Here is a 21,845-nt window from a genome sequence, read left to right on the forward strand (position 1 = left end):
TGTTCCGCCCCAGTGTCGAGGGTGCGGGCGCCCGTGCACAGCGGGCGACGTTCCGGTGACCCGGCGTGTCCCGGCGTTCCGGTCCACGGCAGGCGGCTGCCCGGCACCGCTCAGGGCATGCGGTTCCAGGAGACGAGGACCGGCCGCCCGTGCTCGCTGCCGATCCGGCTGACGGTGCCGGTGGCCAGCTGGAACAGGGCGCCGTCCGCCGCCGGCAGCCCCAGCCGGCGGGCGGTCAGCACCCGCAGGAAGTGCGCGTGGGCGACCAGCACGATGTCGCCGTCGCCGTCGCCGCCGAGGTCGCGGAAGGCCGCGTCCACCCGGGCCAGCACCCGGTCGGCGCGGTCGCCGACCTCCTCGGGCGACTCGCCGGGGTGCCCGGGAGCGGCGGCCACGCCGTCGGTCCACAGGTTCCACTCCGGTCGCGTGCGGTGGATCTCGTCCGTGGTGACGCCCTCGTAGCCGCCGTAGTCCCACTCGTGCAGGTCCGGGTCCACGGTGGTGGGCGCGAGGCCCGCGAGGCCCGCGAGTTCGGCGGTGCGCACCGCGCGGGCGAGCGGGCTGGTCAGGACGAGCGCGACGGTGAACTCCGCCAGCAGGGGCGCCAGGCCGCGCGCCTGCTCCTCGCCCCGGGCGGTGAGCGGCATGTCGGTGTAGCTGGTGTGCTGCCCCGACACGCTCCACTCGGTCTCGCCGTGCCGGACCAGGATCAGTTCACCCATGGCGGGTCCCTCTTCTCTTGACGTGCTCAACACCCGCCGACGCTACGCCCAGCGGCCGCGAACAGCCGCGCACCCCCCTGCGCCGCCGTGTCAGCCGCCGTGCCGGCCGTCGTGCCGGCTCCCGGGTCAGCTTTCGGCGGGGGTCAGCTCGACGGCCGGCTCCGCGGCCGCGGCGCTCTCCGGCTGGCCGTACCAGGCGACGGCGACCGCGCCCGTCACGGCCAGGACGAAGCCGGCGATGGCGACCCAGCCGAAGCCGTCGCGGGAGGTGTCACCGAGCCAGAGCACGCCGAGGATGCCCGGCACCACGGTCTCGCCGACCACCAGCGCGGCCGTGGCGCCGTTGATCGAACCGATCTGCAGGGCCACCGTGTGCAGGTACATGCCGCCGATGCCGGCGACCAGGATCGCGTACAGGGCGGGGTCCGCCAGCAGCGTCGGGAGGTCGAACGGGTCTACGCCGTCCAGCACCCGCACGCCCACGCCCAGGGCGCCGAAGCCCAGGCCCGACAGCAGCCCGGCCAGGATCGCGCCGCGCGCGCCGAGGCGGCGCACCAGCAGGCTGCCGGCTCCGATGATCGTCACGGCGGCCGCCAGCAGCCACCAGTGGGTGGCGCGCGGGGTGTGGCCGCTGCCCTCGGGGCCCGCGGCCGTGGCCAGCAGCACCAGCGCGGAGCAGACGACGCCGATGGAGATCCACTCGGGGCGGCTCAGCCGGATGCCGAGCAGGCGGATGCTCAGCACCGCGGTGATGACCAGGTTGGCGCTGATGACGGTCTGGGAGAGGAAGAGCGGCAGCAGCCGGGCGGCGAGCGCCCCCAGCCCGAAGCCGATGAAGTCCAGCACCGTGCCGAGGATGAACTCCCAGGTCACGGCGGCCTTGGCGGTGGACGACAGGCTCGGGCCGCCGTGCTCGGTGGTGCCGGTGGTGGAGGCGGCGGCCGCTTCGGCGCGGGCGGATCTGCGGGATCCCACGGCCTGCAGGACCGACCCCGTGCCGTAGCAGGCCGATGCCGCGACGGCTGTCAGAAGGCCGATGTACACCAAGAGCTCCGTTCCCGTACCGCTTCGTACCGCCGTGCCGTGCCGTGGAGATCCTCGCCCCGGTCTACTGGACGCGCTCCCGGAGGAGAAAGTTCCGTAAACCGGGCGCCGAGTCCTGGCCTCGCGCGGAGGCCGCCGCGCCGAGCCCCCGCCCGGTGATCTCCTGTCGCCCGGATGCCGATCACATCGTAGGGTCATCGGAAATGGCTGGTAGCGGCCGGGCGAGCGGGTTGTGGATCATGCGGGGGAACGGATGTCACTGGGTCGCCGGGCTGTACTCACCGCCGTGGCGGGCGGACTCCTGGCGGGGTGCGCCGACGCGGCCGGCCCCGCCGGGCGGCCGCGGGACCCGTCGCCAGGCCGCGGCCCCGCCGCGACACCCCGCCCGGCCCCGCTGACGTCCGCGCTGCCGTCGACCGCCCCGCCGATGTCCGCCCCGCCCGCGCGGGTGACGCGGGCCGCGATCGTCGCCCGCTACGGGCGGACCGCCCCGGCCGGCTGGGGATTCACCGCTCCCGGGGTGGTCACCGAGCTGCCGGCCGCCGCCGGGCGGGCGGTGGCGCTGACCTTCGACGCGTGCGGGGGTCCGGGCGGCGGGGGCTACGACCGGCAGCTGATCGACCTGCTGCGGGCCCGCGAGGTGCCCGCGACGCTCTTCCTCAACGCGCGCTGGATCGACGCGAACCGCGCGCGCTTCGACCGGCTCGCGGCCGACCCGCTGTTCGAGATCGCCAACCACGGGACGCGGCACCGGCCGCTGTCGGTGGCGGGCCGCTCCGCGTACGGCATCGCCGGGACGCGCGACGCGGGGGAGGTCTACGACGAGGTCGCGGGCAACCACGACAAGCTCACCGCGCTGCTCGGCCGTCCGCCGCGCTTCTTCCGCTCCGGCACCGCGTACCTCGACGACGTGGCGGCGCGCATCGTCACCGACCTGGGGGAGCGGTTCGCCGGGTTCGGCGTCAACGCCGACGCCGGAGCGACGTTCACCCCCGCCCAGGTGTGCCGCGCCGCGCTGACGGCGACCGCCGGATCGGTCGTCATCGGCCATATGAACCACCCCGCGGGCGGTACCGCCGAGGGCATGGCCCGCGCCCTGCCCGCGCTGCTCGCGTCCGGTCACCGGTTCGTCCGGCTCTCCGACGCGGTGCACTGAAGCCCCCCGACCTGCTCGTAAGGCGCCGGCCTGCCCGTACCGCCGACCCGCCCGGACCGTCCGCCATGCTCCGACACCGGATACTTGAACTTTCAGACTCTTTACTTGAAGTTTCAACCGAGTCGGCGTACCGTCGGAACAGTCCCGCCGGCCACGGTGCCGACCGATGCCAGACCAGGAGCGTCACCATGCCTGTACGCCGTCTCAACCACGCAGTGCTCTACATCCGCGACGTCCCGCGTGCCGTCGAGTTCTACACGGACGTGTTCGGCTTCAAGGTCGACGTGGAGATCCCCGGGCGGGCCGCCTTCCTCAGTGCCCGCGAGACCCTCAACGACCACGACCTCGGCCTGTTCGCGCTCGGCGCGGACGCCCCCGGCCCCGAGCAGGGCCGCGTGGGCCTGTACCACCTGGCCTGGGAGGTCGGCACGCTCGGCGAGCTCGCCGAGACCGCAGCCAAGCTGACGGAGCGCGGCTCGCTGGTCGGCGCGACCAACCACGGGGTGTCGAAGTCCCTGTACGCCAAGGACCCCGACGGCAACGAGTTCGAGGTCATGTGGCGGGTGCCGCGCGAGGACTGGCCGGTCGGCGGTGAGCCGCAGCTGCGGGCGCTGGACCTCCAGGAGTCGCTGGACCGCTGGGGCCCGGACCTGAAGACCGGCGCGGCCGCCGGCTCGGCGACCTGACGCGCCTGACGCGCCCGGTGTGCCGGACGGTCGCCTCCGCCGGCCCCTGGAAGCGGTGGTTTCCGGTCGACAGCGGTGGGCCGGGAACGCGCAACGCTCGACCTCCTCCCAGCTCACGCCGGTGCGGGCGCACGCGCCACGCCCGGGTGTCCGCATGCTGGACGGTCGATCCGGTGTGATCGCCGGGCGCGCTGAGCTGCCCGTATCGCACAATGAGCCATCGGGCGATCACACACCGCGACCGGAAGTGATCGTCCGACGTGCGACCGCGAAACGTTCCCGAAATACTCCTGTCCGTTATCCGCGACCAACGGAGAAGGAGTGTTCGGAATGCGATACACCCTAGGCGTGATCGGAGTGGGGGCCGCTCTGGCCCTCAGCTGTGCGGCGGGCACCGGTGGGACCGCCCGGGCCGAGTCCGCCCGGCCGCTGAGCCTGTACGCGCCCTCGTCGCTGGTGCTGACCGTCGGCAAGGGCGAGGACCCCGCGACCGCCACGATCCAGCGCGCCGCCCTGCTGCGCTGCAGCCCCACCGCCGGCGGCGACCATCCCGATCCGCGGACCGCGTGCACCGAACTGGCCCTGGCGGGCGGCAACTTCGAGGCGCTGTTAGCTTCCGACCCCGACCGGATCTGTCCCAGGATCTGGGATCCCGTGGTGGTCACCGCGGACGGTGTCTGGCAGGGCAAGCGGATCTCGTACACGCACACCTACGCCAACCCCTGCCTCAAGGGGGGCGGAACCGGGCCGGTGTTCGCCTTCTGAGCCGGGGGTGAACGTCCGCGCCGGGGTGGGTCGCGGAGGTTGTGAGACCGGCCACTCGGCTCAAACCCGACAGGCTGTGTTCATCTTGCGCCGGTAACGTGCCCGAACAGACCACGTATCTCGGAGGGTAAGACATGCGTCCGTTCCTGGCCGGCACTGATCGGATCGCCGCGCGCTGTGCGCCGCCGCTCCACGCACCGGCCGGGGACGGGGGCGCTGCATGACGCTGGCCGAGGCACCCGGGCTGACGCTCGACACCGTGATCGACCCGGCGGAGCCGACGGCGCGGACGCGCGCGGTCTTCTCCGCGAACGGCCCGGCACCCGAGCGCACGCTGCTCGACATCCTGGCCGAGACCACCCGCAGGCACCCGAACGGCGCAGCCGTCGACGACGGTTCCACGGCGCTGAACTACCGCGCGCTGGCGGCCGAGGCCGAGGCGCTGCGGCTGCGGCTCGCCGCGGCGGGCATCGGCGCCGGCGACCGGGTCGGCGTCCGGGTGCCGTCCGGCACCAACGACCTGTACATCTCGATCCTCGCGGTGCTCGCGGCGGGCGCCGCCTACGTGCCGGTGGACGCCGAGGACCCCGACGAGCGGGCCGAGTTGGTCTTCTCCGAGGCGGGCGTGAGCGCCGTCATCGGCGCGCACCGCGAGATCCGCCTCTGCGGCACCCCGCACGGCGAGGTGGGCCGGCGGCCGGGACCCGACGACGACGCCTGGATCATCTTCACCTCCGGCTCGACCGGCAAGCCGAAGGGCGTCGCCGTCACCCACCGCAGCGCCGCGGCGTTCGTGGACGCCGAGGCCGGGCTCTTCCTCACCGAGGAGCCCATCGGCCCCGGCGACCGGGTGCTGGCCGGGCTGTCGGTCGCCTTCGACGCCTCCTGCGAGGAGATGTGGCTCGCCTGGCGGTACGGCGCCTGCCTCGTCGCCGCGCCCCGCTCCCTGGTGCGCACCGGGCTCGATCTGGGCCCCTGGCTGGTCGAGCAGCGCATCACCGTCGTGTCGACGGTGCCCACCCTGGCGGCGCTGTGGCCGTCCGAGGCGCTCGACGACGTCCGGCTGCTGATCTTCGGCGGCGAGGCCTGCCCGCCCGAACTCGCCGAGCGGATGGCGGTCGAGGGCCGCGAGGTGTGGAACACCTACGGTCCGACCGAGGCCACCGTGGTGGCCTGCGCCGCGCAGCTCACCGGCGAGGGGCCGGTCAGGATCGGACTGCCGCTGGACGGCTGGGACCTGGCGGTCGTGGACTCCCGCGGCGACATCGTGTCGCTGGGCGAGGTCGGCGAACTCGTCATCGGCGGGGTCGGGCTGGCCCGCTACCTGGACGCGGACAAGGACGCCGAGAAGTACGCGCCGCTGCCCGCGCTGGGCTGGGAGCGCGCCTACCGCAGCGGCGACCTGGTCCGCGCCGACGCCGAGGGGCTGGTGTTCGTCGGCCGGGCCGACGAGCAGATCAAGCTGGGCGGGCGCCGGATCGAACTCGGCGAGGTCGACGCGGCGCTGCAGGCGCTGCCGAACGTCGCGGGCGCGGCGGCCGCCGTCCGCACCACCCGGGGCGGCAACCAGATCCTCGTCGGCTACGTGGTCGGCGTGGAGCGGGACGCGGCCGACGCCACCCCGCCCGACGCGGCCGGCGACACTCCTCCCGACGCGGCCGGGACGACCGCCGACGGCGGGGCGTTCGACCCCGTCGACGCGCTGCGCCGGCTGCGCGAGGCGCTGCCCGCCTCGCTCGTGCCGCTCATCGCGGTCGTCGACACCCTGCCCACCCGCACCTCGGGCAAGGTCGACCGGGCCGCGCTGCCGTGGCCGCTGCCCTCGCTGGACACCTCCGGGCAGGAGAGCCCGCTGGAGGGCACCGAGGCGTGGCTGGCGGAGCAGTGGGCCGAGATCCTGGGCACCTGTGTGGGCTCCGCCGACGCGGAGTTCTTCGCGATCGGCGGCAGCAGCCTGGGCGCCGCCCGGCTGGTCGCCCTCATCCGCGCGCGCTTCCCCAACGTCTCCGTCAGCGACATCTACCAGAACCCGGCGCTGGGCGCGCTGGCCCGGGTGCTGGAGGCGTCGGACGACCGCGAGAGCGCGGTGCGCACCGTACGGCCCACCCCGCGGCGCGCCGCCGCGGTGCAACTGGCGCTGATGGTTCCGCTGCTGACGATCCCGGGGCTGCGCTGGGCGGTGGGGATCGCCGCGCTGAACAACGTGCTGGCCCGGTACGCGGACCTCGCGTGGGCGCCGACCGTGTCCTGGTGGTGGGTGGCGCTGGGGTGGCTGCTGTGCTTCAGCTCGGCCGGCCGGGTGGCCGTCGCGGCCGGCGGCGCGCGGCTGCTGCTGCGCGGCGTGCGCCCCGGCACCCACCCGCGCGGCGGCAGCGTCCACCTGCGGCTGTGGACCGCGGAGCGGCTGGCCGAGCGGGTCGGCGCGAACCGCCTGACCGGCACCTGGATCACCCACTACGCCCGCGCGCTCGGCGCGCGGATCGGCGCGGACGCGGACCTGCACTCGCTGCCGCCCGTCACCGGGATGCTGCGGCTCGGCAAGGGCTGCGCCGTCGAGCCGGAGGTGGACCTCTCGGGCCACTGGCTCGACGGGGACCTGCTGCACATCGGCAAGATCCGCATCGGCGCGGGGGCCACGGTCGGCGCGCGCAGCACCCTGTTCCCCGGCGCCCGCGTCGGCAAGCGCGCCGAGATCGCGCCGGGCTCCGGAGTGACCGGGGCGGTGCCGGCCGGGCAGCGCTGGTCGGGCGTTCCGGCCGCGCGCTCCGGCAAGGCCGCGCACCGCTGGCCGGCCGCCCGCCCGCCGCGCACCACCGGATGGTCGCTGGTCTACGGCCTCACCTCCACCGCGCTGGGCCTGCTGCCCGCGCTGGCGGCGCTGCCGGGCCTGCTGACGCTGCTGGCCTTCGTCCGCGGCGAGTCCGCCCCCGGCGACGTGCTGGCCGCCGCGCTGATCGCCGTACCGCTCGCCACCGCGGTGTCGCTGGCCGCGTACGCGCTGCTGGTGCTGGTCCTGGTCAGGGCGCTGGGCACCGGGCTGCGCGAGGGGTACCACGCCGTGCACAGCACCGTCGCCTGGCGGGCCTGGGCGACCGAGCGGCTGATGAGCGCCGCCCGCGTCGTGCTCTTCCCGCTCTACGCGAGCCTGTTCACCCCGGTGTGGCTGCGCGCCCTGGGGATGAAGGTCGGCCGGCGCGTCGAGGCGTCGACGGTCCTGGCGCTGCCCGCGATGACCACCGTCGGCGACGGCGCGTTCCTCGCCGACGACACGATGGTCGCCACGTACGAGCTGGGCGGCGGGTGGATGCGCATCGCCGCCGCCCGGGTCGGCAAGCGGGCGTTCCTGGGCAACTCCGGGATGACCGCGCCCGGCCGCTCGGTGCCGAAGAACGGCCTGGTCGGCGTGTTGTCCTCGACGCCCAAGGGCGCCAAGGCGGGCAGCTCCTGGCTGGGCATGCCGCCGATGAAGCTGCCCCGGGCCGCGGAGGCCGGCGACCAGAGCCGCACCTACGACCCGCCGCGCGCCCTGATGGCGGCGCGTGCGGCCGTCGAACTGTGCCGGGTGGTGCCGGTCATGTGCACCGTCGCCCTCGCGGTCCTTGTCGTGGGCGCGTTCGAGGCGCTGGCCCGCTCCGCCGGGTTCGCCGTCGCGGCCCTGTGCGGCGGCCTGCTGCTGCTCGCGGCCGGGCTGCTGGCCTGCGCGGTCGCGGCCGCGGCCAAGTGGCTGCTGGTCGGCAGGTTCCGTACCGTCGAGCACCCGCTGTGGAGCTCGTTCGTGTGGCGCAACGAGCTGGCCGACACCTTCGTCGAGGTGCTGGCCGTGCCGTGGCTGGTGGGATCGGTGCCCGGCACCCCGCTGATGAACCTGTGGCTGCGGTCGCTGGGCGCGCGGATCGGCCGCGGCGCCTGGTGCGAGACGTACTGGCTGCCGGAGGCCGACCTCGTACGGGTCGGCGCCGGGGCCACCGTCAACCGGGGCTGCGTGGTGCAGACCCACCTGTTCCACGACCGGATCATGCGCATGGACACCGTGGCGCTGGGGGATGGCTCAACCCTGGGGCCGCATGGCATCGTGCTTCCCGGTGCGACCGTCGGGCCGCGCACCACCATCGGTCCCGCGTCGCTCGTCATGCGCGGCGAGTCGGTGCCCGAGGGCACCCGCTGGCTCGGCAACCCGATCGCCGCCTGGCACACCGAACGGCACGCAGAGGGGACCCGCAGTTAGTGAACAAGGCACCGGGGGGCGGCCGTGCGGCCGCCCCCGGCAGGCCCGGGGCGTCCGTCTCGACCGATTCGTACCTGCCCCAGCACGGCAACGGCGGCTACCACACGGTGCGGTACGACCTCGAACTGGACTTCCGGCCGAGCGCCGACCGGCTCTCCGGGCGGGCCCGGATCTTCGCGGTCGCCGACCACGCGCTCTCGGAGTTCAGCCTCGACCTGGGGACGTTCCGGATCGACCGGGTCCTGGTGGACGGCAAGCGGCCCGCCCGCTACACCCACCGCGCCGGCAAGCTGCGGGTGCGCCCCGCCCGTGAACTGCCCGCGGGGGCGGCCTTCACCGTCGAGGTGCGCTACGTGGGCACCCCGCGGCCGATCCGCAGCCGGTACTGGGGCGACCTGGGCTGGGAGCCGCTGGAGTACGGCGCGCTGGTGGCGGGCCAGCCGATCGGGGCGCCCTCGTGGTTCCCCTGCAACGACCACCCGTCCGACAAGGCCGTCTACCGCATCGCGGTGACGGCGCCGACGGTGTGCACGGTGCTCGCCAACGGGACCCTGGAGTCGTGCACCATCGGCGGCTCGACCACGACGTGGGTCTACGAGCAGCGGGCGCCGATGGCCAGCTATCTCGCGAGCGTCCAGATCGGCCCCTACGAGCTGGTGGAGCACCTCGGCGGCCCGATCGCGCAGCCCGCGGCCGTCCCCGCCGGGCTGCTCGTCCCGTTCGCCCACGACTTCGGCCGGCAGCCGCAGATGATGGAGCTGTTCCAGGACCTCTTCGGCCCCTACCCCTTCGACGACTACGCCGTCGTCGTGGTCGACGAGGAGCTGGAGGTGCCGGTCGAGGCGCAGGCCCTGTCGGTCTTCGGCGCCAACCACGTGGACGGGCGGCGCGGCTTCGAGCGCCTGGTCGCCCACGAGCTGGCGCACCAGTGGTTCGGCAACAGCCTCACCGTCGCCGACTGGCGGCACATCTGGCTCAACGAGGGGTTCGCCTGCTACGCCGAATGGCTGTGGTCGGAGGCCTCGGGCGGCGCCCCCGCCGGCGTCCTGGCCGCCCGCGCGCGCACCCGGCTCGCCGGGCTGCCGCAGGACCTGCGGGTCGGCGACCCGGGCGTGCAGCGGATGTTCGACGACCGGATCTACAAGCGCGGCGCGCTCACCCTGCACGCGCTGCGCACCACGATGGGCGACCCGGCCTTCTTCGCGCTGCTCCGCACCTGGACGTCGCAGTACCGGCACGCAGGCGTCCGCACCGAGCAGTTCACCGCGCTGGCGCAGCAGTACACCCCGCAGCCGCTGGACGCCCTGTTCACGGCCTGGCTGCGGGAGCCCGCGCTGCCGGTCCTGCCGCGGGTCCGGTAGCCCGGGGCGTCCCGCGCCGCACACTCCGTGCCCCGACACGCCCCACAATGCGGTGATATGTCATACAAGCTGGCTAGGCTCGGCGTCGCCATTCTGGATGAATCGGTCCATTAGGAGACGCCCGTGCCAGGCACTCCCCACCCGCCCCGTCGCGGACGTCCGCGGCACCTCGCCGTCCTGCTCGCCGCCGCCCTGTCGGCGGGCCTGGTGCCCACGGCCGCCGGACCGGCGGCCCGGGCCGCCGCGGAGCCCGTCCCCTGCGGGATCACGACGGCGGCGCTGAACCGGCCCGCCGCTGCCTCGTCGACCGAGCGGGCCGACACCCCGGCCGCCGCGGCGTTCGACGGCAACGCGGGCACCCGCTGGTCCAGCGCCGCGTCCGACCCGCAGTGGCTCCAGGTCGACCTGGGCTCCCGCCAGGAGGTCTGCGGAGCGCAGCTGGCCTGGGAGACCGCGTACGCGACGGCGTACCGGATCCAGGTCTCCGACGACGGCGCCGCCTGGAGCACCGTGTACGACACCACCGCGGGCCGGGGCGGCGTGGGGACGGTGACGCTGCACGGCACCGGCCGCTACGTGCGCCTGACCGGCGTGGAGCGCGCCACCGGATGGGGCTACTCGCTCTGGGAGTTCAGCGTGCTGACCCCCGGCGGCACCGGAGCGGCGGCCGGCGGCGACGGCACGTGCCCCTGGGTGCGCTCCACCGCGCCGGTGGCCGACCGCGTCACGCAGCTCATGGCGCGGATGACGCAGGCGCAGAAGATCCAGATGGTGCACGGCACCGGCAACAGGACGCCGTACGTGGGGAACCTGGCCGCGATCCCGTCCCTGTGCATCCCCGCGCTGGGCCTGCACGACGGTCCCGGCGGGGTGGGCGGCGGTCTGACCGGCGTGACCCAGCTGCCCTCGGCCGTGTCGTCCGCGTCAACCTGGGACACCGCGCTGCAGCAGCAGTACGGCGCCGTCGCCGGGCGGGAGTTCGCCGGCAAGGGCGCCGACGTGGCCCTCGGCCCGACGCTCAACATCGTGCGCGACCCGCGCTGGGGCCGCGCGTTCGAGACGTACAGCGAGGACCCGTACCTGTCCGGCGAGATGGCCGTCGCCAACATCCGGGGCATCCAGAGCCAGGGCGTCATGGCGCAGGCCAAGCACGTGGCGGTCTACAACCAGGAGACCCACCGCAACGGGCCGAAGGACAACGCGGTCGTCGACACCCGCACCCTGCAGGAGATCTACCTGCCCGGGTTCCAGACCGCGGTCGGCAAGGGCGCGGCCGCCTCGGTGATGTGCGGCTACAGCACCGTCAACGGCGCCTACGACTGCCAGCACCCGTACCTGCTGAACACCGCCCTGTACGAGCAGGCGGACTTCGGCGGCTTCGTCACGAGCGACTGGGGTGCGACACACTCCACCGTGGAGTCCGCCAACAGCGGCATGACGATGGAGATGCCCGGCGGGTCCCACTACTCCAACCTCCTCGCCCAGGCCGTCGCCGACGGCAAGGTCGCCCAGGCCACGCTGGACACCATGGTGAGCCGGATCCTCACCCAGATGTTCGCCTTCGGCCTGTTCGACAAGGAGCGCACCGGCTCGACCACGGCGGTGGTGACCAGCGCCGCCCACCGGACGACCGCCCGCCGGACCGCCGAGCAGGGCAGCGTCCTGCTGAAGAACACCGGGCTGCTGCCGCTGTCGACGGCGACGACGCACTCGATCGCGCTGCTCGGCCCCGACGCGGGCGCGGGCGTGCGCAGCGTGGGCGGCGGCAGCGCCGTCGTCACCAGCTCCGGCACCGTCTCGCCGCTGGCCGGGATCCAGAACCGGATCGCGGGCACCGGCACCACGGTCCGGTACGACGACGGCACGGACGTCGCGGCGGCGGTCGCCCTGGCCCGCGCCGCCGACGTGGCGGTGGTCTGCGTCGGGTACATGGAGGAGGAGGGCGCCGACCTCCAGGGCATCGACCTGTCGGCCGCGCAGAACGACCTGGTGGCGCAGGTCGCCGCCGCCAACCCCCGGACCGTGGTGGTCCTCAACACCGGCTCCGCGGTCACCATGCCGTGGCTGGGCGGGGTGCAGGCCGTGCTGGAGGAGTGGTACGCGGGGCAGGAGGTCGGCAACGCGGTCGCCGGGCTGCTGTTCGGCGACGTCAACCCGTCGGGGAAGCTGCCGGTCACCTTCCCCGCGAGCCTGGCCGACGTGCCCGCGCACACCGCCGCCCAGTGGCCGGGCACCGACGGCACCGTGCGGTACTCCGAGGGCCTGAAGGTCGGCTACCGGTGGTACGACGCGGGCGGTGCCACCCCGCTGTTCCCGTTCGGGTTCGGGCTGTCGTACACGACGTTCGCCTTCTCCGACCTCCAGGTCGGCACCCCGGACGCGAGCGGCGGCGCCACCGTCTCCGCGACCGTCACCAACTCAGGCGACCGCGCGGGCGCGGAGATCGTCCAGCTCTACGTCGGCGCTCCGGCCGCGACGGGCGAACCGGTGCGGCAGCTCAAGGGGTTCGAGCGGGTCGAGCTGCAGCCGGGGGAGAGCCGGCGGGTGCGGTTCACCCTCACCGCGCACGACCTGGCGCACTGGTCGGACACCGCGGACGGCTGGACGACCGCCCCGGGCGCGTACCGGATCCTGGTCGGCGACTCGTCCCGCAACCTGCCGCTGACCGGGACCCTGACCGTCGGCTCCCCGCTGTCGGCCCGGACACTGACGGCCACGGCCACCGCCGCCGGCAGCCTCACGCTGGCCAATCCGCACGGCATGAGCAGCCCGGCCGGGGTCCCGGTCCGGCTGGCGATCGCGGCCCGGAGCACCGGAGCGGCCGGGCGCGGCCCGGTCTTCACCGCGACCGGGCTGCCCGCGGGACTGGCGATCAGCCGGACCGGGGTGATCTCCGGTACGGCGGCGGTCCCGGGCACCAGCACCGTCTCCGTCACCGCGACCGGTCCCACCGGAGCGACCGCCACGGCCGGCTTCGTCTGGACCGTCAGCGGCGCCTGACCCCGCCCGCGCGGCCGGTCCGCGGCGTGGCGCCGTCCCCGGACGGCGTCACGCGGGGCCGGTCACGTTGACGCCGGTCCAGGCGGCGGCGACCGCCGCGGCCTGGGTGCTGCCCACCCCGTACAGGTCGCGCGCCGCGTTGAGGGTCGCGGTGCGCGCCGAGCGGTAGTTGGCGTTGGACGTCAGGTACACGGTCAGCGCCCGGTACCAGATCGCCGCCGCGCTGTTCCGGCCGATGCCGGTGAGCACCGAGCCGTCCGCGGTGGGGCTGTTGTAGGAGATCCCGTTGATGACCCGGGGGCCGCTGCCCTCGGCGAGCAGGAAGAAGAAGTGGTTGGCGATCCCCGACGCCAGGTGCGGGTCGAGACCCGGGACCGACGTCGACCAGTAGTCGGGGGAGGCGCCGTCCCGGGAGGGGCGGTCCATGTAGCGCAGCGGGGTGCCGTTCCCGTTGAGGTTCGCCTTCTCGCCGATGAGGTAGTCCGGCACGTCGGCCGGGATGCCGGCGGAGAACTCCACCATGGTGGCGAAGATGTCGGAGGTGCCCTCGTTGAGCGCGCCCGCCTCGCCGCTGTAGCCGAGCCCGGCGGTGGCGGAGGTGAGGCCGTGGGTGATCTCGTGGGCGCCGATGTCGATGGTGGTCAGCGGGTGGGCGTTGTCCGACCCGTCGCCGTAGTTGACGCAGCCGCAGGCGTCGCTCCAGAAGACGTTGGCGTAGTTGTTGCCGTAGTGCACGACGCTGCGGACGCCCTTGCCGTCGTTCCTGACGCCCAGGCGGTTGAACGCGTACTTGAAGTAGTCCCACACCGAGACGGCGGCGAACTGGGCGTCGACGCCCGCGGACTGGAGGTTGCTGGGCGAGCCGTTGCCCCAGATGTTGTCGGCGTCGGTGAGCAGGGCGTTGGTCCGGCCGTTGACGGTGGCGGTGTTGCCGCGCGTCGGGTCCTGCAGCAGGTACGTGGCCGTCGTCTTCGTCGTGGTCAGCGGGACCTTGCCGTCGTGCACCCCGTAGCCCGTGCCGAGGGCGGGGGAGTCGGCGGCCGAGGTGCCCGCGCCCGTCACCGACGCCAGCAGCGCCGCGGCCGCGAGGACGGCCCCCGAGGTGATTCTCCGTCGCATCTGACTGCCTTCCTGTCGCCTGCGCGGGCGCGGTGGCGCCTCGCCGTTGGGGGCGCCGGGTGGGCGCCGGGACGAAGCATGGCGGCGCGGAACCGATTCTTGGCAGGGGCCCGTCAAGGATTGGCGCGCTGTCGCCGGTCAGGAGGCCGGATAAGGACGGCCGCACGGCCGGAATCGGATCCCAGGCGCCCTGGACGGGGCCCGAGGTGCCCTCTACGGTTGCGATCGTGGACCGGATGAGCGCCTTGGATGCGGGTTTCTACTTCATCGAGGACGAGAACGTGCCGATGCACGTGGGATCGGTCCTGGTGTTCGAGGGGCCGGTGCCGTCGTACGGCGACGTCATCCGGCTGCTGGTCTCCAAGCTCCCCGACGTGCCCCGCTACCGGCAGCGGGTCAAGAGCCTGCCGCTGCACCTGGGCCGGCCCGTCTGGGTCGACGACGAGCACTTCCAGATCCTCTACCACCTGCGCCACACCGCGGTGCCCTCACCGGGCGGCGACGACCAGCTGCGCAACCTCGCCGGCAGGCTCTTCGCGCAGCGCCTGGACCTGACGAAGCCGCTGTGGGAGATGTGGCTCGTCGAGGGGCTCGAGGGCGGCCGCTGGGCGCTCATCTCCAAGGTGCACCACTGCATGATCGACGGCATCGCCGGCACCGACATGATGCAGCTGGTGCTGGACTGGCGGAAGGACAGCGAGCTGTCCGAGCCGCAGCCCTGGACGCCGCAGCCGAGCCCGTCCACGCTCGACCTCGTCGCCGACGGGGTGCGCGACGCCGTGCTGACCCCGCTGGGACACCTGGCCGCCGTCCCCGCCCTGGCCCGGCGGCTGCGCAGCGGCTCCGAGCTGCTCGGCTTCGGCCGCGCCCTGGCGGGCTCCCTGCCGGACACCGCCCGCCGGCTGACCACCCGGGCGGCCGGCTCCCTCAACGGCCCCCTCGGCCCGCACCGCCGCTGGGTGTGGGCGCGCGCGGACCTGACGGAGACCAAGGAGATACGCAACGTCACCGGCGGGACGGTCAACGACGTCATCCTCGCCGCGATCACCCGCGGCTTCCGCGACCTGCTGGAGAGCCGCGGCGAGCTGGCCGAGGGCATGGTGGTCCGCACGATGGTCCCGGTCTCGGTCCGCTCGCGGGACCAGCGCAACAAGCTCGACAACCGGGTGAGCGCCGTCCTGCTGAACCTGCCGGTGAGCGACCCCGACCCGCGGGCGCGGCTGGCCGCGGTGCGCGAGCAGATGGACGACCTCAAGGGCAGCCGCCAGGCGGCCGGGGCGGAGGCGATCACCGGCATGGCGAACTTCGCGGCGCCGACCCTGCTCGCGCTGGGCTCCCGCACCGCCATGCGCTTCCCGCAGCAGTTCCTGCAGACGGTCACCACCAACGTTCCCGGCCCCCGCGTGCCGCTGTACCTGCTGGGCCGGCGGCTGGCCGAGATCTACCCGTACGTGCCGATCGCCAGCACCATGCGGATCAGCGTCGGGATCTTCTCCTACCTCGGCCAGATCACCTTCGGCATCAACGCCGACTTCGACGGCGTCCCCGACATCCAGGTGCTCGCGGACGGCATCCGCGCCGGCTTCGACGAGCTCCTGGCCCTGTCCTGAGCGCTGACCCGAGCACCGTCCAGGACCGGGCCGCGGCGCCCTGCGCGGGCCCGGCGACCGGACTCACCCACTCCGGCCACTCGCTTACCGCGGTCAACAGGGGTACACATAGGCCATGGCCCGGTTGACGGTCCGATCCTCGGGCGCCCTGCCGGCCGGCCGACGCAGGTGGATCAGGGGGATACGCAGCGTCGCCGGCCAGGTCTTCGTGCTGCAGGTGGCCGTGGTGCTGCTGCTGGTCATGGCGGCCGTGCTGGCACTGGTCCTGGAGTCGGGGCACGACAGCACGCAGGAGGCCCGCAACCGCTCGGTCGCCGTCGCCCAGACCTTCGCGAACTCGCCGGGCATCGTGGCGGCCCTGCGCTCCGAGGACCCGAGCGCGATCCTGCAGCCCCGGGCCGAGGCCTCGCGGATCGGCTCCGGCGTGGACTTCATCGTCGTGCTGAACACCGACGGGATCCGCTACACCCACCCCAAGCCGGACCGGATCGGCAAGAAGTTCGTCGGCAACTACGCGCCGGCGCTGCGCGGCGAGGTGATCACCGAGCGGATCGTCGGGACCATAGGACCGCTCGTCCAGGCCGTGGTCCCGGTCCGCGACACCGACGGCACGGTCGTCGGCATGGTCTCCGCCGGGATCACCATCACCAAGGTCAGCGGGGTCGTCAACGACCAGCTGCCGCTCATCCTGGGCGCCGCGACCCTCGCGCTCGGCCTGGCCACGTTCGGCGCCGCGCTCACCAGCAGACGGCTGCGCCGCCAGACGCACGGCCTGGGACCCAGCGAGATGACCCGGATGTACGAGCACCACGACGCGGTGCTGCACGCGGTGCGCGAGGGCGTGGTCATCGTCGGCGGGGACGGCAGGCTGCTGCTCGCCAACGACGAGGCGCGCCGGCTGCTCGGCCTGCCGGCGGACGCCGAGGGCCGGCCGGTGACCGCCCTCGGGCTGGGCGGCCGGGCGGCGGAGCTGCTGACGTCGGAGCGGGCCGTGAGCGACGAGGTGCTGCCCGCGGGCGACCGGCTGCTGGTGGTGAACACACGGCCCACCGACCGCGACGGCGGCCCGCCCGGCATGGTGGCGACCCTGCGGGACTCCACCGAGCTGCACTCGCTGTCGGACCGGGCCGAGGCGGGCCGCCGGCGGCTGCGGCTGCTCTACGACGCCAGCGTCGCCATCGGCACCAGCCTGGACGTGTCGCGGACCGCGCAGGAACTCACGCGGGTGGCCGTCCCCCGCTTCGCCGACTTCGTCAGCGTCGACCTCGCGGTGCCCGTGCTGCGCGGCGAGGAGCCCTCGGGAAGCGTCGGCGCCCCCATGCAGCGGGTCGCCGTCAGCGGCATCCGGGACGACGCCCCGTTCTACCCCGTCGGCCGCCCGATCACGGTGCTGCCCTCCACGCCGCAGGCCTGGAGCCTCGACACCGGCCGCGGCATGTACGACCCCGACCTCGCGTCGTCCACCGACTGGCAGGTGCAGGACCCCGAGCGCGCCGCCGAGCTCCTCGGCTACGGCATCCACTCCGTCGTCCGGGTCCCGCTGCTGGCCCGCGGCGTCCTGCTGGGGATCGCCAAGTTCTGGCGCTCGGAGCGGCCGGAGCGCTTCGACGAGGACGACCTGTCCTTCGCCGAGGAACTGGTCACCCGCGCGGCGGTGTGCATCGACAACGCGCGCCGCTACACCCGCGAGCACGCCATGGCCGTCACCCTGCAGCACAGCCTGCTGCCGCACGGCCTGCCCGAGCAGAACGCCGTCGAGGCCGCGTACCGCTACCTGCCCGCCCAGGCCGGTGTCGGCGGCGACTGGTTCGACGTCATCCCGCTGCCGGGCGCCCGGGTCGCGCTGGTGGTGGGCGACGTCGTCGGCCACGGCCTGCACGCCGCCGCGACCATGGGGCGGCTGCGCACCGCGGTCCACAACTTCTCCACGCTGGACCTGCCGCCGGACGAGGTGCTGAGCCACCTGGACGAGCTGGTCGGCCGGATCGACCAGGACCAGACCGCCGCGGGCTCCGGCGACGACGTCACGGGCGCGACCTGCCTGTACGCGATCTACGACCCGGTCTCGCGGCTGTGCACCATGGCCCGGGCGGGCCATCCGCCGCCCGCGCTGGTCCACCCGGACGGGACGGTGGAGTTCCCCGAGCTGCCCGCCGGGCCGCCGCTGGGCGTCGGCGGCCTGCCGTTCGCGACGGCCGAGGTGCGGCTGCCCGAGGGCAGCCGGCTGGTGCTCTACACCGACGGGCTCGTCGAGGACCGCGACCGGGACATCGACGACGGGCTCGAACGGCTGCGCGCCGCCCTCAAGGACGTCGACCGGACCCCGGAGGAGACCTGCGAGGCGCTGCTGGACGCCCTCCTGCCGGACCACCCGAAGGACGACATCGCCCTGCTCGTCGCCCGCACCCGCGTGCTGCCCGCCGAGCGGATGGCGGAGTGGGACGTCCCGTCGGATCCCGCGGCCGTGTCCGCGGTGCGGGCCGCGGTGAGCGCGAAGCTGGAGAGCTGGGGGCTGGACGAGACCGCCTTCGTGACGGAGCTGATCCTCAGCGAGCTGGTCACCAACGCCATCCGCTACGGGTCCGCGCCGATCAGGGTCCGGCTGCTGCTCGACCGCGCGCTGATCTGCGAGGTGTCCGACACCAGCGACACCTCGCCGCACCTGCGCTACGCCGCCACGATGGACGAGGGCGGGCGCGGGCTCTTCCTCGTCGCCCAGTTCGCCGAGCGCTGGGGCACCCGCTACACCGCCGAGGGCAAGGTGATCTGGAGCGAGCAGCCGCTGTGACCGGCCGGGGCCGCGCCGGTCCCGGCGGGCCCGTCAGCCGCCGGGCCGCGCCGGGCCGGCCGCGGGCAGCACGTCGTCGGCCCACGCCAGCAGCCGCCCCGCGATGACGCCGGGTATCTCCAGCTGCGGGACGTGGCCGACGCCGGGGAACGTCTCGAAGCGCCAGTGCGGATGCCGCTCGGCCGCCGCCCGGGCCGCCCCCACCGGCACCAGCCGGTCGCGCTCCCCGCTCATCAGGTAGACCGGCATCCGCAGCGACCGCATCGCCGAGAAGTACGCGCTCCGCCGGGCGTTCACCAGCACCAGCGAGCGGGCCGCGGCGAGGAAGGCGGCGTCCAGCCCCGGCTTCCCGGCCCGGTGCCGCACCAGCTCGACCGACGCGCCGACCAGGTCCTCGGGCACCGCCGACGGGTCGGCGCACACCAGCGCGAGCAGCCGCCGCACCTGCTGCGGGGCGGTGCCCGACCCGCGCGCCCGCGCGAGCAGCCGCTCGCCCAGCAGGGGCACCGAGTAGAGCAGGAACGTCGACAGGACCAGCGGATCGGGCCGGGCCCCCAGCGGCAGCGGCAGGGCGGGATCGAGCAGGACGAGTCCGCTCGCCGTCTCCGGCGCGGCGGCCGCCTGCAGGATCGAGACCATCCCGCCCATCGAGTTGCCCACCAGCACCGCGGGCTCCCCGACGACCTCCCGCAGGAAGCGGTCCAGCAGGGCGACGTTGTCCCGGACCGTCGTGCCGCGGCCCGCCGGATCCGTCAGGCCGAAGCCGGCGAGGTCCACGGCGGCCACCCGTAGCCGGCCGGTCAGCAGCGGCGCCAGCAGGCACCAGTTGAGGTGCGACCCGCCGAGCCCGTGCACCAGCACCACCCGCGGCGCGTCCGGCGGCCCCCCGAAGTCGACCCAGTGCACCTGCCCGCCGAGGTCGGCGAAGCGGCTGGTTCCGCCCCAGTGGGCCGCAGTCGTCATGGCAGCCAGTATCCGCCGCGGAGGCTACCGGGCGGTAGGTCCCGGCGCCCGGTACCTCGCGCCGGGGCGGTCCCGGCCGCTCGACGGGGTCTCGAGCGGCCGTCGTCGGTGCCCCCTCCACACTTACCCGGAGGTAACCCCTGATGTGACCTGCGGTACTTGTGAACGTCCGGGGCTCGGTGTGAACATCGGTCGCTACGGAGCCGGCGGGGGCGGCCGTGAACGCCGGGCCCGCCGCGCCCGTAGAACACAGCGCACAGAGTCCCGCCCGGCAGTCGCTCCTGAATGGATCCGATATGAAGCCTTCCTTCCGTGCCCAGCTGATAGAGCGGAACCCGGGCGAGCCCGAGTTCCACCAGGCGACGCAGGAGGTGCTGGAGACCCTCGCGCCGCTGCTCGCGGCGCGTCCGGAGTTCGCCGAGGCGAAGCTGGTCGAGCGGATCTGCGAACCGGAGCGCCAGCTGATGTTCCGGGTGCCGTGGCAGGACGACGCGGGCGAGATCCACGTCAACCGGGGTTTCCGGGTGGAGTTCAACAGCGCGCTGGGGCCGTTCAAGGGCGGCCTGCGCTTCCACCCGTCGGTGAACCTGGGCATCGTGAAGTTCCTCGGCTTCGAGCAGATCTTCAAGAACGCCCTCACCGGACTGAACATCGGCGGCGGCAAGGGCGGCAGCGACTTCGACCCGCGCGGCCGCTCGGACAGTGAAGTGATGCGGTTCTGCCAGTCGTTCATGACCGAGCTCCACCGCCACCTGGGGGAGCACACGGACGTGCCGGCGGGCGACATCGGCGTCGGCGGCCGGGAGATCGGCTACCTCTTCGGCCAGTACAAGCGCATCACCAACCGCTGGGAGGCGGGCGTCCTGACCGGCAAGGGCCTGGAGTGGGGCGGCTCGCAGGCCCGCACCCAGGCCACCGGGTACGGCAACGTGCTGTTCACCGCCGAGATGCTGAAGAAGCGCGGCGAGGACTTCGACGGCCAGCAGGTCACGGTCTCCGGCTCGGGCAACGTCGCCCTCTACTCCATCGAGAAGGCGCAGGCCCTCGGCGCCAACGTCCTGACCTGCTCCGACTCCGGCGGCTATGTCGTCGACGAGAAGGGCATCGACCTCGAACTGCTGCAGCGGATCAAGGAGGTCGAGCGCGGCCGGGTCAGCGACTACGCGGAGCGGCGCGGCGCTTCGGCCCGCTACGTGGCCGGCGGCCGGGTGTGGGACGTGCCCGCCGACGTGGCCCTGCCGTCGGCGACGCAGAACGAGCTCGACGCGGACGCGGCCGCCGTGCTGATCCGCAACGGGGTGAAGGCCGTCTCGGAGGGCGCCAACATGCCCACCACCCCGGAGGCGGTGAAGCTGCTGCGCGCCGCCGGAGTCGCCTTCGGTCCCGGCAAGGCCGCCAACGCGGGCGGCGTGGCGACCAGCGCGCTGGAGATGCGGCAGAACTCCGGCCGCGAGTCGTGGACGTTCGAGCGCACGGCGGAGGAGCTGGCGACCATCATGCGCGGCATCCACGACACCTGCTGGGAGACCGCCGAGCGCTTCGGCGCACCGGGCGACTACGTCGCCGGCGCCAACATCGCGGGCTTCGAGCGGGTCGCCTCCGCGATGCTCTCCCAGGGTCTCGTCTGACGGGACCGCCGTTCCCCCCGGTGCACCGTGAATCGCACAGGTGTACGAATGCGTATAGGTTGGTCCCATGGCCGTACACCTGCAGAACTCACTCTTCGACCAGGAGGACGAGATCGCACCGCGCCCGCTGGCCGGGCTGCGCCGCACCGAGATCGGGCTCGGCGCCTGGATCGACGTGCTCCCGCAGTGGCTCGTCGGGGCGGACGCGCTCTTCGAGGCGCTCGCGCGGGACGTCACCTGGCACGCCGAGAAGCGCGTCATGTACGAGCGGACGGTGGACGTGCCGCGGCTGCTGTCGTTCTTCGGCGACCGCGACCCGCTGCCGCACCCGGCGCTCGACGCCGCCCGCACGGCGCTGAGCGCGCACTACGCCGCCGAGCTCGGTGAGCCGTTCACCACGGCCGGGCTCTGCTACTACCGCGACGGACGCGATGGTGTCGCCTGGCACGGCGACACCATCGGCCGCGGCGGCACCGAGGACACCATGGTCGCGATCGTCTCCGTGGGGGCGCCGCGCAACCTGGTGCTGCGCCCGCGCGGCGGCGGCCCGGCCGCGGTGCGCCTGCCGCTGGGCCACGGCGACCTCGTCGTGATGGGCGGCAGCTGCCAGCGCGCCTGGGAGCACGCGATCCCCAAGACCGCGCGCCCGGTGGGACCGCGGATCAGCGTGCAGTTCCGGCCGCGCGGGGTGCGCTGAACCGGTAGCGGACGGGCCCCGGGGGAGGCTTCCCCGGGAGACGGAGCGGAAAGCGGGTACGCATGGGCCAGCCGCAGTCCC

Annotated in this window: 14 protein-coding genes; 10 read left to right on the plus strand and 4 right to left on the minus strand. The window is 74.1% G+C overall.

The genetic code is table 11. The annotated features are described in order from the left end of the window. Positions 1-110: 110 nt before the first annotated feature. Both ABZ721_RS28635 and ABZ721_RS28640 read right to left on the minus strand, forming a co-directional pair. Positions 111-722: a histidine phosphatase family protein gene (locus ABZ721_RS28635; protein ID WP_358791621.1), complete on the minus strand. Its 612-nt coding sequence runs from the start codon at positions 720-722 to the stop codon at positions 111-113. A 126-nt stretch (positions 723-848) separates the two neighbouring features. Then, positions 849-1,766, minus strand: a complete 918-nt coding sequence (locus ABZ721_RS28640; protein ID WP_358791622.1) for a hypothetical protein — start codon at positions 1,764-1,766, stop codon at positions 849-851. 286 nt (positions 1,767-2,052) lie between these two features. Here ABZ721_RS28640 and ABZ721_RS28645 point away from each other — a divergent pair, with 286 nt between their 5' ends. The 6 genes from ABZ721_RS28645 to ABZ721_RS28670 all read left to right on the plus strand — a co-directional run bounded on the left by ABZ721_RS28645 (position 2,053) and on the right by ABZ721_RS28670 (position 12,959). Next, positions 2,053-2,922: a polysaccharide deacetylase family protein gene (locus ABZ721_RS28645; RefSeq protein WP_358791623.1), complete on the plus strand. Its 870-nt coding sequence runs from the start codon at positions 2,053-2,055 to the stop codon at positions 2,920-2,922. A 188-nt stretch (positions 2,923-3,110) separates the two neighbouring features. Next, a complete protein-coding gene (locus ABZ721_RS28650) occupies positions 3,111-3,608 on the plus strand; it encodes a VOC family protein (RefSeq protein ID WP_358791624.1) in 498 nt (165 codons plus the stop codon). A 330-nt stretch (positions 3,609-3,938) separates the two neighbouring features. After that, positions 3,939-4,373: a subtilase-type protease inhibitor gene (locus ABZ721_RS28655; RefSeq protein ID WP_358791625.1), complete on the plus strand. Its 435-nt coding sequence runs from the start codon at positions 3,939-3,941 to the stop codon at positions 4,371-4,373. A gap of 220 nt (positions 4,374-4,593) precedes the next feature. Further along, positions 4,594-8,598 carry a Pls/PosA family non-ribosomal peptide synthetase gene (locus tag ABZ721_RS28660; RefSeq protein ID WP_358791626.1) on the plus strand — a complete coding sequence of 1,335 codons (4,005 nt, stop codon included), beginning with the start codon at positions 4,594-4,596 and terminating at the stop codon, positions 8,596-8,598. After that, positions 8,598-9,959 carry a M1 family metallopeptidase gene (locus tag ABZ721_RS28665; protein WP_358791627.1) on the plus strand — a complete coding sequence of 454 codons (1,362 nt, stop codon included), beginning with the start codon at positions 8,598-8,600 and terminating at the stop codon, positions 9,957-9,959. The genes ABZ721_RS28660 and ABZ721_RS28665 overlap by 1 nt, the downstream gene beginning before the upstream one ends. Positions 9,960-10,082: 123 nt before the next feature. After that, positions 10,083-12,959, plus strand: coding sequence for a glycoside hydrolase family 3 C-terminal domain-containing protein (locus ABZ721_RS28670; protein ID WP_358791628.1), 2,877 nt, complete (start codon positions 10,083-10,085; stop codon positions 12,957-12,959). 48 nt (positions 12,960-13,007) lie between these two features. On the opposite strand, the gene ABZ721_RS28675 is transcribed toward ABZ721_RS28670, so the two are convergent. Continuing rightward, a complete protein-coding gene (locus tag ABZ721_RS28675) occupies positions 13,008-14,078 on the minus strand; it encodes a M4 family metallopeptidase (protein WP_358791629.1) in 1,071 nt (356 codons plus the stop codon). A gap of 236 nt (positions 14,079-14,314) precedes the next feature. Between ABZ721_RS28675 and ABZ721_RS28680 the strand changes: the two genes are divergently transcribed. Beyond that, positions 14,315-15,688, plus strand: coding sequence for a wax ester/triacylglycerol synthase family O-acyltransferase (locus ABZ721_RS28680; protein ID WP_358791630.1), 1,374 nt, complete (start codon positions 14,315-14,317; stop codon positions 15,686-15,688). A 115-nt stretch (positions 15,689-15,803) separates the two neighbouring features. Further along, the gene (locus ABZ721_RS28685) at positions 15,804-18,476 is read left to right on the plus strand and encodes a SpoIIE family protein phosphatase (protein WP_358791631.1); all 2,673 of its coding nucleotides are present in this window, start codon (positions 15,804-15,806) and stop codon (positions 18,474-18,476) included. A 33-nt stretch (positions 18,477-18,509) separates the two neighbouring features. Here the strand turns inward: ABZ721_RS28685 and ABZ721_RS28690 are convergent, their stop codons facing one another. Continuing rightward, positions 18,510-19,439 (minus strand): alpha/beta fold hydrolase, encoded by a 930-nt coding sequence (locus tag ABZ721_RS28690; protein WP_358791632.1) that lies wholly within the window; start codon positions 19,437-19,439, stop codon positions 18,510-18,512. A gap of 296 nt (positions 19,440-19,735) precedes the next feature. Between ABZ721_RS28690 and gdhA the strand changes: the two genes are divergently transcribed. Further along, complete coding sequence (gene gdhA, locus ABZ721_RS28695; RefSeq protein WP_358791633.1) at positions 19,736-21,067, plus strand: NADP-specific glutamate dehydrogenase; 1,332 nt, start codon at positions 19,736-19,738, stop codon at positions 21,065-21,067. A 67-nt stretch (positions 21,068-21,134) separates the two neighbouring features. Continuing rightward, positions 21,135-21,764, plus strand: a complete 630-nt coding sequence (locus ABZ721_RS28700) for an alpha-ketoglutarate-dependent dioxygenase AlkB (protein ID WP_358791634.1) — start codon at positions 21,135-21,137, stop codon at positions 21,762-21,764. Positions 21,765-21,845: the final 81 nt, after the last annotated feature.

Origin of the sequence: Streptomyces sp. NPDC006733 (assembly GCF_040636125.1) — a bacterium.
Lineage (GTDB): Bacteria > Actinomycetota > Actinomycetes > Streptomycetales > Streptomycetaceae > Actinacidiphila.